This is a genomic window from Chryseobacterium sp. FW101-FHT12H09 (genome assembly GCF_058790395.1).
On record NZ_JBYTCP010000006.1, the window covers coordinates 1 to 14212 of the forward strand.

The following is a 14212-nucleotide window of genomic DNA, read 5'->3' on the forward strand; positions in this document are numbered from 1 at the left end:
GGGTGCGTAGCTCAGCTGGATAGAGCATCTGCCTTCTAAGCAGACGGTCAAAGGTTCGAATCCTTTCGCGCTCACTTTAAAACTCACAATTTTTATTGTGAGTTTTTTTGTTTTTATATACTTCAGCAAAGAAATAATATAGGATAGAGCATCCCGATTTACTTAATCGGGACGGTCAAAGGTTCGAATCCTTTCGCGCTCACTTTAAAACTCACAATTTTTATTGTGAGTTTTTTTGTTTTTATATACTTCAGCAAAGAAATAATATAGGATAGAGCATCCCGATTTACTTAATCGGGACGGTCAAAGGTTCGAATCCTTTCGCGCTCACTTTAAAACTCACAATTCATATTGTGAGTTTTTTTGTTTTCAGCCATCTTTTAAAAATATTCTAAGATCATCTTTTACCTCCTTAATTGCATATTCCAGCTCTTGGTCATTAATTTGAGTAAACTGCATTTCTACTACTTTCCTATTGGATAATTTGCCATACATTCTTGCTATGTCACTAATTCCGTATATTGCAGCCCTTGCTATCCCAAAATCTTCATTAAGAATATACCTTATGCATAATCCTTCCAACCATTCGGGATCATTTATTCCATTGATTGCTCCAATAATTACCTCTATAATATTTGTATTGCTATCAAGAATTTTTATTACTTCGGATTTGCTTGTATAATTATAATTTTGGTAGTGCATATTGATCAATTCTGACAAGTTTTATTCAATTAAAGAATCATTCTTTAGTGCCTGTTCTAATGCTGGCAGGTACATTTTATAAAAATCTGTTTCTTTCAATTTTATAATACCTGTTTTTATATTAGTATTCGTAGAGTTACTTTTATTACTTACCCACAATTATACCTATACAATTGTGAGAATGCCTTGATTGATTAATCTTGAAAATACTGTTCAAACCATTGATCAAAAATCTCTTTGTACTTTTCCTGAGCAACTTTAATCAGCAAATTAGGATCTTCAATTTGATCAAAGTTGTAGTCTCCTTTCATCCACTTTAAATATTCCCTCAAATCTTCACTCTCTCCATAACTCTCTTCGTCTCTGTAAAAATAAGCTTCATCAAAATCCACTCCAATTTCAGTATCATAGGTGAGCAAGTAAAAAAGTTGCAAGATATTGACTGCAACAATATGAACACCACCTTCATCTCCAAAAACCACAATAGGCATTTGATTTAAGGGCTGATTGGATCCATCATTCCAAACTGCATAAATTGAACCCGAACCATTTGCCTGAGCAAAAGGAAATAAACGATTCAAAAAACTCTCATCCTCGCTCCAACTCATCAATCCAGATTTATCATCTATTAAAACTCCAAAACCATCTACATAATTTTCGAAAGAAGAAATATTGTTCTGAAAATAGATCAATTTTTCCAGCTCCGTTGGGATTTCGCTTAGCCCCAAATTCTCTTTAAATTCTATGATATCTATCATTTCTTTTATTATTTAAAATAGGTCCACCTTATAATTTTCCGACAAGGTAAATGTAAGAAAATGTAAAAATTTTTTACGCAAAAGAATCATCTATCTAACGATATTTATTTCTATTTTCACATTATGTTTATAATTAAAAAAATATGACAACACATCAATATTGGAGCTCCGTAGATCAAGATTGGGCAGGTTTTTCATCTCATATCTCATTCTCTCATCCGTTTTTCACAGAACAGAATATTACTATATTTCTTGGAGAAGAGTTTGATGATGATGGAGAAGAAATTGAAGAACCACCCACTGAAAATCAGCTGGATGCTTTTGCAAATACGTATCAGGATTTCTTGGCAAATATTGAAACTAATCTAAGTAGCATTCAGAATAAAGCCTTTGACTATTATCAAAAACATTATGCTCATTATTTTGAAAACCCAGAAAAATCCGGCGAAGCAGCATTGGGTATTGACACTGTAGAAAAACACAATGAGTATATTAAAGAACTAATGTATTTAAGGGTTTTAGAAAACCACACTATTAAAATCAGTATTCGTTATCAGGTGGATACCGAACATGGAATTGAATTTAAACTTGTTGGTGGGCAGATAGAAAAAGTTGGTGGAATTGCAGAGACATAATTGCTTGTTAAGCATTCTAAAATACAAAAGACCGGAAAATATATTTTCCGGTCTTTTGTATAATTTTTTTATGTCGGATACGAGCAAGACGTTCGTGCCAGCAGAGGAGCGTTTATTGCTATCTGCCACACGAGAAAATAGTAAGGAAGTGGGGGAAATTTAACCAGAAATTTCAATTCCAATTAACTCATTATCTTTATTAAAATCTAAATAAACTGGTATTCCTTTATAATTATCAATTAAATCAGCAATATCAATCGTTTTAATGATTTTTTTATCACTACTTTTTTTAGTGGCATATGTACATAACCAACAGAGGTATCGTCTTTGCTGATTTTAACAACTATTTTGTCTTTTTTATTCATTCTTTTTTAATTAAAACCGTTTTTAAGCTAGCTGGCCCATTATTTCCAACTTGATATGCTGTCATACCGTTATTACCTACAGGTATAAGAACTTTATCAATATAACTTGGATCTCGCTATCAGGTGGATACAGAACATTGGATTGAATTTAAACTTGTTGGATGAAAATTAGAAAAAATTAGCGGTATTGCGGAGACTCAATTGTTTGATAAACATTGTAAAATACAAAAGACCGGAAAAATATATTTTCCGGCCTTTTTCTATAAATTCTTTCATGTTGGATACGAGCAAAACGATCGCTCCAACGGGGGATAATTGAACTAGTGGAAAGAAGGTTTCCAAAATAGAATATAATTCCCATTAGTTTTTTTTATAACAAATTTAGCATCTGTATTTATAAAAAAAGAAGGAGTCGTATCATCTATATAAAAATCAACAAATAATGCAGCAGAATCAATGAAATTTTCTTTCTTGTATGTTGTTAAAACTTCATATACTATCTTTCCTTTATATATAAATACAATTAATCTATCATTAGAGGAAATATTTTTATTATATTTCATTCCTAAAATTGAAGAAATATTTTCCTGTGAAATTGATTCAGGAAAATGGTTTTCAGAAAAAATATAAAACTTATCCCACTTAAATGGCAATTGTTTTAAATCAACAATACATGTTTTAGCTTTATTACAAACACTATACTTATTTTCTATAAACTTATCAAACTCGTCAATAGATGAAGTTCTACAAGCTATAAGATTTAACATTAAAAAAAATATTATTAGGTGTTTATGAAAATTAGGGTGTTCCATTTTTAATGTAATTTCTTTTAGCTTTTTCTGTTTCAGTTTTAGTTGGTCTTGGACTTACACCGTCATTTGACAAACCTTCAAATCTATTTTTAAGTAAATTATATTTCTCGTCACTAAGTTTTTTTCTTACCACATTAAACCTATTAGCTCCATTTCCATTTTCTACCTGATATAAGCCTTCTTCATTAAAAACTTTTAGTACCCCTGATGCTATATCATTAGCTTGAGCTCCTTTATGTTTTGAACCATAATTTCTTCCAATTTCATTATTTAGCTCATCCGCAATAGTATCTGCACCCATTATCCCCAAAATATTATTAGTATTACTTGTATTAGTTGCCTTTCCTTCATGAAGATTTCCTACCCATTCCGCTTTATTTGAATTATATTCTGACGCAATTAATGCCATCCAAGTTGCATGTCTAAAAGCGCCTCTTTCCCCACCTCTATCGGCATCAGAAGCAACTGGTCCATTTCTTTCTAAAACTGCTGAAGGGGATGAACTTCTAGCCCCTCTTCTCGAAAATTCTCCAGCAATATTTGCTAAATTATGACCCGCATTATGCATTAATCCAATTCTAAAAGGATTCTTAACAGCTATTCCAAATTGTTCTCCAAGGGTTTGCTTTCCGTTTGGATCTATATACCTAATTGGATTCTGATAAGTATAAATATATGGATTTAAATTGCCCCAGAAAAATACTCCATCATTATGTTGACCATCTCCATAGAACTGAGTTTCCATTACAGGATTGTACACTGCTAATGGATCCACACCATACAAAACACTCAATCTAGGATTATAATATCGTGCACCATAATAGTACAATCCCGTTTCTTTATCCAATTCTTTAGCATTAAACTTATATGGATTATTATATACTCCAGTCTGCTGCTCTATCATCGTTTCTCCGAATGGTAAATCTAAGAAAAATTGATCATTCCCATTACTCTATTATTTCTGCCATATTATTAAGTTTATTTTACGCTTAATTAACAGACCATCTCTAACATAATGATTAATAACCTTATAGCGACAATCATTTTTAATTCAGTAATATTTTATCAATTTTTATTTTTTTAATTCAAAAAACTATCATATATTTGCACCCACAAAAAAAGAGGTAAAACTCGTTTTTAGATGACCTTTAATCGGGGCGTAGCGTAGTCCGGTCATCGCGCCTGGTTTGGGACCAGGAGGTCGCAGGTTCGAATCCTGCCGCCCCGACTTTTTTAAAATAAAAACCTATTTAGGGTGCGTAGCTCAGCTGGATAGAGCATCTGCCTTCTAAGCAGACGGTCAAAGGTTCGAATCCTTTCGCGCTCACTTAAAACTCACAATCTTTATTGTGAGTTTTTTTGTTTACATAATTCATGTATTAATTCACACAAAATAGAGCATCCCGATTGTAATCGGGACAGTCAAAGGTTCGAATCCTTTCGCGCTCACTTTAGAACTCACAATCTTTATTGTGAGTTTTTTTGTTTACATTAGTTTCATGTGTTATTTCTACATACTTTTTTCTAAATCTTTAGACAAATATTATATTGGTCATTCTTGTGAAAGTCTACAAGAAAGGTTAAGAAAACATCTTTCAAACCATAAAGGTTTTACAGCAAAAACCAAAGACTGGACTATTATTTATTTTGAACCTTTCAATACCAAATCCGAAGCATACAAAAGAGAAAGAGAAGTAAAAGCTTGGAAAAGTAAGTATAAAATACAAAACCTTATTAAACCATCAGATAAGATAGAGCATCCCGATTTTTAATCGGGACGGTCAAAGGTTCGAATCCTTTCGCGCTCACTTAAAACTCACAATCTTTATTGTGAGTTTTTTTGTTTACATAATTCATGTATTAATTCACACAAAATAGAGCATCCCGATTGTAATCGGGACAGTCAAAGGTTCGAATCCTTTCGCGCTCACTTTAGAACTCACAATCTTTATTGTGAGTTTTTTTGTTTTATAATTTCATGTAGCAATTCAGATAAGATACAGCATCCCGATTTTTAATCGGGACGGTCAAAGGTTCGAATCCTTTCGCGCTCACTTAAGGAGATAGGTATACTTTACCTAATTGGTACTCGCCTCTTTACCAAATTTTTTCAGCGTTATAAAATGCGAACGCAGCGCGGATAAAAAGCTCTTATTTTCATTGTAAGGCAAATTGAACTCCATCGCTGTCTTTTTTACAATGACGGAGATCTCTCCATAGTGTATGTGGCATACTTTAGGAAACAGGTGATGTTCGATCTGCCTGTTCAGTCCACCAAGGAAAAATGCTGCGAGCTTATTGTGTGTTGCAAAATTCGCAGTTGTACGCATCTGATGTTCTGCCCAGGCTTCTTCCATCTGCCCAGCTTCGTTAGGCACAGGGAAATTAGTGCCTTCAACAACATGAGCCAGCTGAAACACCAGTCCCATCGTTAAGCCTTCGGCAATATGCAGAAACAAAAAGCCGATCAGAAACTGCCACCAGCTTACATCCATCACCAATAGGGGCAATACAATAAAAAGGAAGTAATAAAGCGCTTTATAGAAAAATAAATTGAAATACTCCAGCTTCGGATGTTTGCTTTGATGTGCACCGATTTTTTTCTGGAAAAACTTCACAAAATCCTTACGGAATACCCATGACAGGGAGGCCAGACTGTAAAGCGGAAAGGCGTACCAATGCTGGTATCGCTGAATGCGATTCACTTCATCTTCTTCAGCAATCCGGATCAATCCTGGTGCTACCTCAATATCCTCGTCGTGGCCAGGTATATTTGTATAGGTGTGATGAACCACATTGTGGGTGATACTCCAAACATATGGATTGGCGCCGATCAGGTTAAAAATAATCCCAAACAGTTTATTCACTTTTTTATTACCAGAGAGGGCACCATGTATAGCGTCGTGACACACATTGAAGCCTACAAAGGCACTAAACATACCCAGAACTGCAGCAAGTGGTAAGAACATCCAGATAGGTAATGGAGCCAAAATGATTAAAAGGTAAACTCCTGTGAACCCAGCAAGGAAAAACGCAGTTTTACCCCACATGTGGACATTAGCATGTTGACTTAATTGATGCTGACTAAAAAATTGATCTACTCTACTCCTTAGGGTTGCATAAAAAAGAGAGCCAGAAGCTGATGAGAATTTTACTTTTTGTGACATAAGATATCTTGTTTGATCTACCTGACGCGAACAAACAGATGTGCTAAAATCGGGTGTTGGAATAAGGAGGGTATTGAGTTTTCCGGTACATTACCAGATTGTATATATGTATAACGTATTAATTGTTAATTTATTATAGTTTCATAAAACGCACATCTATAAGGTTGTGTCGTTACTCGAATTAATTGTATCCCTTTGTAATAAATATTACCTAAAAAGACGGACAGAACATTAGAAAACACCTCGTCTTCATTTACTAAAAAGCTCAATGACAACCCCTTATGTTCACTTTAAAACTCACAATTCTATTTATTCATTTATAATAATGTGCCCTAATATTTTGTACATTAGCTTTATCTAATTTCTTTCTCTTATTAACCCAACCGAACTGTGACCGAATATAATGTAGCCCAATTTGTTGATATTTTACAATCACTATTTCCTTTATCAGATAGTGAAAAACAAACATTAATATCCGGCATTAAAGCTTTAAATCTGAAAAGTGGAGATTCTATCATAAAAGAAAATACAACAGCAAATGATTTGTTTTTCCTTCAGAAAGGATTGGTAAGAAGCTTTTACTTTAAAGATTACAAAGAAATTAACACCGAGTTTTTCTTTGAAAATAATTTTCTCACAGCATTGACAAGCTTTCTGACTGGCGAAAAAACAAAACTGAATTTTCATTGCATTGAAGATTGCGAAATCATTGTAATACCAAAAAATTTAATCGATCAGCTTTTAAGTCAGGATAACAAATGGTATAAATTAACCCATACAATATTAGAGAACGAATTTATTAAAAAGTGCAGAAGGGAAAGTTCATTTTTACTTCACGACTCCGCTGAGCGTTACTTTTACTTTCTATCCCTCTTTCCAAAATCAGAAACAAGAATCCCTCTTTTTCACATCGCCTCCTATCTTGGAATAAGTCCGGAGACATTAAGCAGGATCAGAAGTAGAAAAGTAGACTCAATTGATATAAGTCAAGTAGATAACATTTAAGTTTTTTCACCTTTGTTCAAAACATAACAGTTATGGATAAACGAGTGAAATTTGATTTTGAAATTTATTTTACCAACGGAGGAAACATAAAAGGGGAAGACTTCAGGCTTGATATTGCAGGAGTTGATATTACAGACAAAGAACTTGCAGATTATATTGTTAAAGATTTAAGACTTCTAATGGTCGGAAAAACAAATATTATCAATAAGCAAATCTTTAATGAACCACATAAACGAAAACCCATTAACCCCGCAAAATCATTGGATCTACTTATTGACCTAAGCCATATCATAGAGGACGGACTTATCACCTACAAGGGCTTACCAGCACCTATTATCTGTGATTATTTAAGCAGGGAAGACTCTAAGCAGTATTACGAAGAGGGAACAGAGTTTCAAATTGGCAAAATTGAAATGGTGACCAATACCGGAACCTACATCGACTGTCCTTTCCATAGATTTGAGAATGGAAAAGATCTGTCAGAAATGGAATTAGAAAAATTCGCTGAACTGGATGCTGTAGTCATCAGGATTCCATTTTCCGAAACCTTAGAAATTACTGAAGATCATTTAAAAAATTATGAAATCAGAAACAAGGCAGTTTTAATACACACGGGTTGGGACATTTACTGGAGAACTGATACCTATTTTGAAAAACATCCTTATTTAACCCAAAAGGCAGCTGAATATCTGAGAGACTGTGACGTCAAATTAGTTGGTATTGATTCCGTTAATATCGACAATACATCAGGTAAAACCAGGCCTGTTCACACCACCCTTCTCAGCGCCGAAATTATAATCGTGGAGCATTTATGCAATTTGCATTTACTTCCTCAAGAAGGTTTTACTTTCAGTGCTGTTCCTCCAAAGTTCAAGGGGATGGGTACATTTCCAGTCAGAGCATTTGCTTCAATACTGAAAAACCCAGACTAATTAACTCTTTCAAAATAAAACCACCAATATTCATGGTGGTTTTTATATTTGTTATTTAAAATTTATTTAAGCTTATAAGAGTTGCCATCCCAAAGATATGTTTTAGAAGAATGTTTTTTCTTTTCCCTGTCCTTTTCATCTTTTTCCATTTCTTCCATTTTAAAAATAAAAGCATTGGGAATTCCACCTTTATCATTTGGAAATACAAAACTTTCACTGTGATAATAAACATCGGCATCACCTACATTCGTTAATTTCGGTAAGGTAATGAGTTTTTTATCTTTAAATAATACATATTGATCATAACTGGCAATTCCACAAGCCTCTCCTGAAACCATTGCTTTTAAAGTCAGTTCTACATTTTGTAATTTATGGTTGCTTTCTATAGTAAATGTTCCATAGCTTAACTCTTCACCTTGTCCGGTTTCAAAAAAAACCTCATCGATCAGGGTATTGCCTTCAAGCACTTTTATACTTGCTATATTTTGTTTAAAATTTTCTCCGGATGCTTTATTTTTTTTGGTTTCAGTTTTTGAAAGTCCAAAGAGAAAATCATACCCGTTTTTATTTCTGTATCCTACACAAAGATTTCCACCCCAGATATAACCTTCTGCAGTTTGCTCTCCTTTCTGATAGGAGATCTTGTACCAATTGGAACGTCTCTCTCCTAATTTCAAAATATTTTCATCTTTTTGAAGAATAAGGATCTGCTGATTCGTCTGTAAAGAATCTACAATTTGAGCATCCACTTTAGGTTCCTGTCTGACTCTTGTCCAGTTCGAAAATATCTTTTGTCCTTTATTTTCTTCAAATCCAAAAACACCATTTGCATAAACATCTTCCTGAGCAGAAAAAAGCTGAAGTACAAACAAAAAGAAAACAGTAAATAAGGATTTCATATAGTTATTTTGTATTCTTATTTTTCAAGCAATAAGCTTACCCATTCCTCTCTTTGTAACTGTTTTTTCAATTCAAGGTTATTTTCCTTGCATACTTCCAGAATATCATCTACATCAAAGAAACACAGTCCTGACAACAATAAATTTCCGCCATCATTTAAAACAGAAACATACGTAGGAATATCTGAAATAAGAATATTACGGTTGATATTGGCTAAAATAATATCGAAATTCTCTTTTCCTAAGTTCTCTGCAGTTCCCTGTTCAATATCAAGAACTACCCCATTTCTTTCAGAATTTTCTTTAGAATTTTCAACTGACCACTCATCAATATCGATTGCTTTCACTTCACCAGCGCCTTGTTGTTTTGCATAAATAGCTAATACGGAAGTTCCACATCCCATGTCTAAAACTTTTTTACCATTAAAATCAATATCCATCATCTGTTGGATCATTAAATGGGTAGTTGGGTGATGTCCTGTTCCGAAAGACATTTTAGGCTGAATGATAATCTCATGCATTCCTGCTACAGAATCATGAAACTCCGCTCTGATCAAAACTTTATCATCAATGTTGATCGGAGAGAAATTCTTTTCCCATTCCTCATTCCAGTTGATGTTCGGCATTTCCTGGAAAGTATATTCTATTTTTACATTTTCATTTTCGAAAAGCGGTAATGCTTTAAGTTCATCTTCATTAAATAAATCTTTCTGGATATATCCTAAAATCCCCTCCAATTCTTCTGTGAAACTGTCGAAACCTATTTCTATAAGCTCTGCCATTAATATTTCATTCCAAGGTTGAAGCGGAGAAATTTTGAAGTTGAATTCTAAATAATTTTGCATGTGATCAATTTGGTACAAAAATAAAGAAAAGCGGGCTAAAACCCGCTTCTATTGATATAAAATAAATCATTTAAAATATATCTGATACCTGTTCCCAGTCTTAAGGATTTGTTGAAAATATAGAACCATTCGCAATTAATGCCCTTCTGTTCATTTTCAAAATATCTCTTACCCATTCTGCAAAATCTTCTGGCTGAAGTACAGTTTCAGGGTTTCCATCTGTTAATCCTCCCTGAATACTCATATCCGAAGCAATGGTACTTGGTGTTAAAGTAATTACACGAATATTTTGTTTTCTCCATTCCGCCATCATCGATTGTGATAAAGAGATCACGGCAGCCTTAGAAGCTGCATAAGCAGACATATTTCCTCCACCTTTTAAACCTGCTGTAGAAGCAACGTTTACAATATCGCCTTCTCCTTTTTCTTTTAAAAATGGATACACCGCTTTTGCAGCATAATACACTCCGAAAAGATTGGTTTTAATAACCTGTTCCCAGGTTTCTGAAGGCATTTCTTCAATCGTTCCAAAGTCTCCGATTCCAGCATTATTGACTAGAATATCTACACCGCCAAGTTCTTTTGCTAAAGATTCAATTCCTTCCTTTACTGCTGATTCGTCATCAACACTAAAAATAGTATAAGCAGCATTTACCCCAATATTTTTAATCTCTTCAACAGTAGCTTTCAGATTTGTTTCATTTCTTCCGGTAATTGCAACATTCACACCTTCATTAGCCAACGCTAAAGCAACTGCTTTACCTAAACCTCTTCCACCACCTGTTACAATGGCATTTTTTCCTTTTATATTCATACTAGTACTTTTTCGTAAAGCAAATTTACGAAAGCAAATTTTGTTTAGACAATGATCAACACAAATGTTTTTTCAGCAATGACACTGTTCTTCTGAAAAATATTGATTCGTAAGCTGTAAAAATCCCTCAATCTCATTTTTGAATTGATTAAAAAGTAAAACCGACTTTGATAAAGCCGGTTTTTTGAAAGTATAGTAAAATGAAAAAACTAAGGAATAAGAGTAGGTTCTGTAACCTCGAATTCTTCTGAAGCGGAAAACTGATTTCCATACATATCTGTTGCTTTCACTTCAACCTTGTGTTTTCCTTGCGTTAATTTATTTGTAAATCCACCAATCCAAATGTGTTTTGCCATTTCAGGGTTTGAAGGTCTTCTTCCAGGGAAAAGTTTATCCGTAGTATCCCATTTGAAAACGGATAGGGCAAAATTAGGATCAATTGTTTCATCGTACTCCATATCTTTCCACTCACTATTATCAATTCTATATTCTACTTTATCTTTTTTACTTCCCATGAAGAAGTTGGCAAGAATTTTAGCAGAAGTTTTTGATGGATATGGAATTACTTTCGGAACATACAATTTGATTTGGTAATCATCAGGTTTTCCGGCGGTCTTGTATTTAACTTTATATTGATTATCTGTAAAACTGATAAATGAATATCCCTTTGCAGTTCCGTCTCTCATGGTAGAAGTTGGCAATCCTGCTTCATCAGGGGTTCCCGAATACCAGTCACCACAAGTTGTTCCTACATTATATTCATGCAGGTCCTTTTCTCCATTCCAGCCCGCTTTTTTTCCATAAAAAATTTGCTGTTGGATGTGTGTATGTGCCGATAAAAGAAGAGCATTTGGAAAAGGATTTAAAAAATCAAACAATTTCTGACGATCTGCATTTCTGAAGTTATCTTCGTTATTGTGCTCTAAAGGAATATGGAAAGAAATAACAATGAGTTTATTTTTATCAACTACTTTCAGGTCATTTTCAATAAATTGTAACTGATCATTACGAAAACCTCCCCAATAGCCTTTGCCATCTCTGGGATCAGGATATAAAATATCATCTAAAATTATAAAGTGTACATTTCCATAATTGAAAGAATAATTAGCGGGTCCGAAATTGGACTCAAACGTTTCATCTGAAAACTGATCTTCTTTAGCATCATAATTCATATCATGATTCCCCATCACATTGTACCAAGGCAATCCAACTTCTTTCATGACATCAGCGTAAGGTTTTTGAAGGCTCAAATTATCCCCCACCAAATCTCCTAAGCTTATTCCTAAAACAGCATTTTTTTTGGTATTCTTAACCTCATTTACAATTCCTCTTTTAAAATAATCCAGTTCTTTCTCTGTATAAGGCTGAGGATCTCCAAAAACTAAAATGTCAAAATTTTTATTTTCTGACTGTTTGTTCAGTGGGAAATTCAGCTCTTTTGGAAGTTCTCCTGTAGGTGCTGTTCCCTTATATTTAAAATCTGCCGGTGAACCTTTTGGTTTGTACTGGTAATAGTACTGAGGTAAATTATTCCCATTCACAGGCGTCATATACCCTGAAGGTTTGATTACAAATATTGTTTGATTTTCAACGACAGGCAAGCTATATCTTCCATTTTTGTCTGTCAAAATGACCTGAGCACCATTGGAAACTGCAACTCCCTCAATTCCTTTTTCGCGACTTTCTTTTTTCTGGTTTTTATTTCCGTCCTCGTATACATAACCGGATACTGACGTTTGTGAGAATGCCATTGCTGAAATTAACAGACAAGGCATTAAGAGTTTTATATTCATAGTATGATTTATTTTATATGATAAGTTGTTCTTACTTATTCCACCATGTTTTGATGTTGATATCATCTCCACCCATCTGCTGAACTGCATTCTGATAGTTGGTTGTATTTAAAACCTTTGGATTTGGTGGATACATCAATCTTTGTGGAAGATTTCCATTGTTTAAGAGTCCACCATTATTTGGAAGTACCGGAAATCCTGTTCTTCTTTTTTCAAACCATTGTTGCTGATCTACAAAGAAAAGAGCTATATATTTCTGAAGCATAATCTGGTCAATATTCCCACTGTATGCTACATTCGGATTTGCAAAATAATTAGCAGGCATTACAGCACCCCATTGTTCTATTGCTGCCTTCACTCCATTTTCATAATAAGCCTGGGCATTCCCTTGAATTATCCCTCTGTTTGCAAGCTCACAAAGCGTAAACTGCAACTCAGCATATGGATAAATAAGAATCTTTAAAGGTGCTTTTGCCAGGTTTTGGTTCATGTTCGATGGCTGATAATTAAATGAAGTTCCAAAGGCATATCCTGAAGGAGCTCCTTTATATCCAATATTCTGACTAGTTGCTAGATCTTTAGCCTGAGAAAAAAACAATGCCAAACGAGGATCGTTATTTGCTTTTAAAACTTCAACAAAAAACTCTGAAGCCGCTCTTCCTGTTGTAAAATCCTGAGGTCTTGCAATGGGAGGCAACATGGGTGACACTCCCGTAATATCAAGCTTAGCTGTTTCATTATTATTTAGGAAAAGTGGAAAAGTGGTAGGATCATTAACGATTTCCTGAATTCGCTCATGAACATTTACCTCCCCATTTTTCTTTAAAATTCTCGTCAATAAACGTAAAGAAAGAGAATTACAAAACTTTTTCCAGTTTAGAATTCCATTAGGATCAGTCTCAGCTTTATAGAAAAGGTCGCTTCCTATAAGAACTTTGTTTGTAATAAAAAGTGAATTTGCTTCTTTTAAGTCATTCAGCATCTGAACGTAGATATCTTTTTGTCTGTCAAATTTCGGTTGAGAAATACCGTCGTCCAATCTTGAAGCCTCTGTAAATGGGATATCTCCGTAAGTATCTGTAAGATTAGAATAAATCCATGCGTTCATTACCATGGCAATCGCCTGATAATTTTTATCGCCATCTTTTATAGCAGCCAGTTTCATATCTGAAACCTGTTTCAGCCATTTATAAGAATTATTCCAAAATCCCGCCCCTGTATTTTCTGTTAAATAATACCGACTGAGAGAATTTCCTTCATTAGGAAAATCAAGAGAAACCTGCATGATGTCAAATGTAAAATCGTTTGCTCTCATATAATTGACCGAGGCCATATTATATTGGATTGGAATCAATAGTTTTGAGGCAACGGGATCAGTAATTCTGCTGTCATCAATATTTACCTCATCCAAACTTCTGTCACAAGAAATAGCAGTAAGACCTAAACTTGAGATTAATATGATATTTAATAGTAATTTTTTCATGA

The 14212-nt window shown here is 34.1% G+C and carries 14 protein-coding genes, 3 tRNA genes and 1 pseudogene; 7 read left to right on the forward strand and 11 right to left on the reverse strand.

The annotated features are described in order from the left end of the window. Positions 1-74 (forward strand) — tRNA-Arg (locus AC3WRL_RS22405). A gap of 295 nt (positions 75-369) precedes the next feature. Here AC3WRL_RS22405 and AC3WRL_RS22410 read toward each other — a convergent pair. Both AC3WRL_RS22410 and AC3WRL_RS22415 read right to left on the reverse strand, forming a co-directional pair. Further along, entirely contained in the window at positions 370-702 is a 333-nt protein-coding gene (locus AC3WRL_RS22410) for a hypothetical protein (protein ID WP_492331271.1), read from the reverse strand. Between the two features lie 194 nt (positions 703-896). Next, entirely contained in the window at positions 897-1460 is a 564-nt protein-coding gene (locus AC3WRL_RS22415) for a hypothetical protein (protein WP_214833527.1), read from the reverse strand. Between the two features lie 143 nt (positions 1461-1603). On the opposite strand from AC3WRL_RS22415, the gene AC3WRL_RS22420 reads away from it, so the two are divergent. Next, complete coding sequence (locus AC3WRL_RS22420) at positions 1604-2095, forward strand: DUF6985 domain-containing protein (protein WP_492331272.1); 492 nt, start codon at positions 1604-1606, stop codon at positions 2093-2095. Positions 2096-2780: 685 nt separating this feature from the next. Here the strand turns inward: AC3WRL_RS22420 and AC3WRL_RS22425 are convergent. The 3 genes and pseudogenes from AC3WRL_RS22425 to AC3WRL_RS22435 all read right to left on the reverse strand — a co-directional run. Next, the gene (locus AC3WRL_RS22425) at positions 2781-3272 is read right to left on the reverse strand and encodes a hypothetical protein (protein WP_492331273.1); all 492 of its coding nucleotides are present in this window, start codon (positions 3270-3272) and stop codon (positions 2781-2783) included. Further along, positions 3259-3840: a DUF6973 domain-containing protein gene (locus AC3WRL_RS22430; protein WP_492331285.1), complete on the reverse strand. Its 582-nt coding sequence runs from the start codon at positions 3838-3840 to the stop codon at positions 3259-3261. Before AC3WRL_RS22430 ends, AC3WRL_RS22425 begins: the two co-directional genes overlap by 14 nt. 72 nt (positions 3841-3912) lie before the next feature. Beyond that, a pseudogene (locus AC3WRL_RS22435) lies at positions 3913-4179 on the reverse strand (RHS repeat-associated core domain-containing protein); the annotation flags it as partial. Between the two features lie 246 nt (positions 4180-4425). Between AC3WRL_RS22435 and AC3WRL_RS22440 the strand changes: the two are divergent. The 3 genes from AC3WRL_RS22440 (at position 4426) to AC3WRL_RS22450 (ending at position 5044) form a co-directional block, all read left to right on the forward strand. Beyond that, positions 4426-4500, forward strand: a tRNA-Pro gene (locus AC3WRL_RS22440). Positions 4501-4525: 25 nt separating this feature from the next. Then, positions 4526-4599: transfer RNA gene (locus tag AC3WRL_RS22445), tRNA-Arg, on the forward strand. 172 nt (positions 4600-4771) lie between these two features. Further along, positions 4772-5044 carry a GIY-YIG nuclease family protein gene (locus AC3WRL_RS22450; protein WP_492331274.1) on the forward strand — a complete coding sequence of 91 codons (273 nt, stop codon included), beginning with the start codon at positions 4772-4774 and terminating at the stop codon, positions 5042-5044. Between the two features lie 306 nt (positions 5045-5350). Here AC3WRL_RS22450 and AC3WRL_RS22455 read toward each other — a convergent pair whose 3' ends face one another. After that, on the reverse strand, positions 5351-6439 hold the full coding sequence (locus AC3WRL_RS22455; RefSeq protein WP_492331275.1) for a fatty acid desaturase family protein: 1089 nt from the start codon (positions 6437-6439) through the stop codon (positions 5351-5353). Positions 6440-6829: 390 nt separating this feature from the next. Here AC3WRL_RS22455 and AC3WRL_RS22460 point away from each other — a divergent pair, with 390 nt between their 5' ends. Further along, positions 6830-7444, forward strand: coding sequence for a Crp/Fnr family transcriptional regulator (locus AC3WRL_RS22460; RefSeq protein ID WP_492331276.1), 615 nt, complete (start codon positions 6830-6832; stop codon positions 7442-7444). A 32-nt stretch (positions 7445-7476) separates the two neighbouring features. Beyond that, positions 7477-8376, forward strand: coding sequence for a cyclase family protein (locus AC3WRL_RS22465; protein WP_492331277.1), 900 nt, complete (start codon positions 7477-7479; stop codon positions 8374-8376). A gap of 62 nt (positions 8377-8438) precedes the next feature. On the opposite strand, the gene AC3WRL_RS22470 is transcribed toward AC3WRL_RS22465, so the two are convergent. The 5 genes from AC3WRL_RS22470 to AC3WRL_RS22490 all read right to left on the reverse strand — a co-directional run bounded on the left by AC3WRL_RS22470 (position 8439) and on the right by AC3WRL_RS22490 (position 14210). Next, positions 8439-9275: an SH3 domain-containing protein gene (locus tag AC3WRL_RS22470; RefSeq protein ID WP_492331278.1), complete on the reverse strand. Its 837-nt coding sequence runs from the start codon at positions 9273-9275 to the stop codon at positions 8439-8441. 17 nt (positions 9276-9292) lie between these two features. After that, positions 9293-10120, reverse strand: a complete 828-nt coding sequence (gene prmA / locus AC3WRL_RS22475; RefSeq protein WP_214833549.1) for a 50S ribosomal protein L11 methyltransferase — start codon at positions 10118-10120, stop codon at positions 9293-9295. Positions 10121-10220: 100 nt separating this feature from the next. Beyond that, the gene (locus AC3WRL_RS22480; RefSeq protein ID WP_261512956.1) at positions 10221-10934 is read right to left on the reverse strand and encodes a 3-ketoacyl-ACP reductase; all 714 of its coding nucleotides are present in this window, start codon (positions 10932-10934) and stop codon (positions 10221-10223) included. Between the two features lie 209 nt (positions 10935-11143). After that, the gene (locus tag AC3WRL_RS22485; RefSeq protein WP_492331279.1) at positions 11144-12727 is read right to left on the reverse strand and encodes a calcineurin-like phosphoesterase C-terminal domain-containing protein; all 1584 of its coding nucleotides are present in this window, start codon (positions 12725-12727) and stop codon (positions 11144-11146) included. Positions 12728-12758: 31 nt separating this feature from the next. Next, positions 12759-14210, reverse strand: a complete 1452-nt coding sequence (locus tag AC3WRL_RS22490; RefSeq protein WP_492331280.1) for a SusD/RagB family nutrient-binding outer membrane lipoprotein — start codon at positions 14208-14210, stop codon at positions 12759-12761. Between the last annotated feature and the right edge of the window lie 2 nt (positions 14211-14212).

Bases quoted from the DNA above. Each gene is read 5' to 3' on its own strand.
- AC3WRL_RS22410 (WP_492331271.1), bottom strand. From the start codon at position 702: ATGCACTACCAAAATTATAATTATACAAGCAAATCCGAAGTAATAAAA.
- AC3WRL_RS22415 (WP_214833527.1), bottom strand. From the start codon at position 1,460: ATGATAGATATCATAGAATTTAAAGAGAATTTGGGGCTAAGCGAAATC.
- AC3WRL_RS22420 (WP_492331272.1), top strand. From the start codon at position 1,604: ATGACAACACATCAATATTGGAGCTCCGTAGATCAAGATTGGGCAGGT.
- AC3WRL_RS22425 (WP_492331273.1), bottom strand. From the start codon at position 3,272: ATGGAACACCCTAATTTTCATAAACACCTAATAATATTTTTTTTAATG.
- AC3WRL_RS22430 (WP_492331285.1), bottom strand. From the start codon at position 3,840: ATGCATAATGCGGGTCATAATTTAGCAAATATTGCTGGAGAATTTTCG.
- AC3WRL_RS22450 (WP_492331274.1), top strand. From the start codon at position 4,772: ATGTGTTATTTCTACATACTTTTTTCTAAATCTTTAGACAAATATTAT.
- AC3WRL_RS22455 (WP_492331275.1), bottom strand. From the start codon at position 6,439: ATGTCACAAAAAGTAAAATTCTCATCAGCTTCTGGCTCTCTTTTTTAT.
- AC3WRL_RS22465 (WP_492331277.1), top strand. From the start codon at position 7,477: ATGGATAAACGAGTGAAATTTGATTTTGAAATTTATTTTACCAACGGA.
- AC3WRL_RS22470 (WP_492331278.1), bottom strand. From the start codon at position 9,275: ATGAAATCCTTATTTACTGTTTTCTTTTTGTTTGTACTTCAGCTTTTT.
- prmA (WP_214833549.1), bottom strand. From the start codon at position 10,120: ATGCAAAATTATTTAGAATTCAACTTCAAAATTTCTCCGCTTCAACCT.
- AC3WRL_RS22480 (WP_261512956.1), bottom strand. From the start codon at position 10,934: ATGAATATAAAAGGAAAAAATGCCATTGTAACAGGTGGTGGAAGAGGT.
- AC3WRL_RS22485 (WP_492331279.1), bottom strand. From the start codon at position 12,727: ATGAATATAAAACTCTTAATGCCTTGTCTGTTAATTTCAGCAATGGCA.
- AC3WRL_RS22490 (WP_492331280.1), bottom strand. From the start codon at position 14,210: ATGAAAAAATTACTATTAAATATCATATTAATCTCAAGTTTAGGTCTT.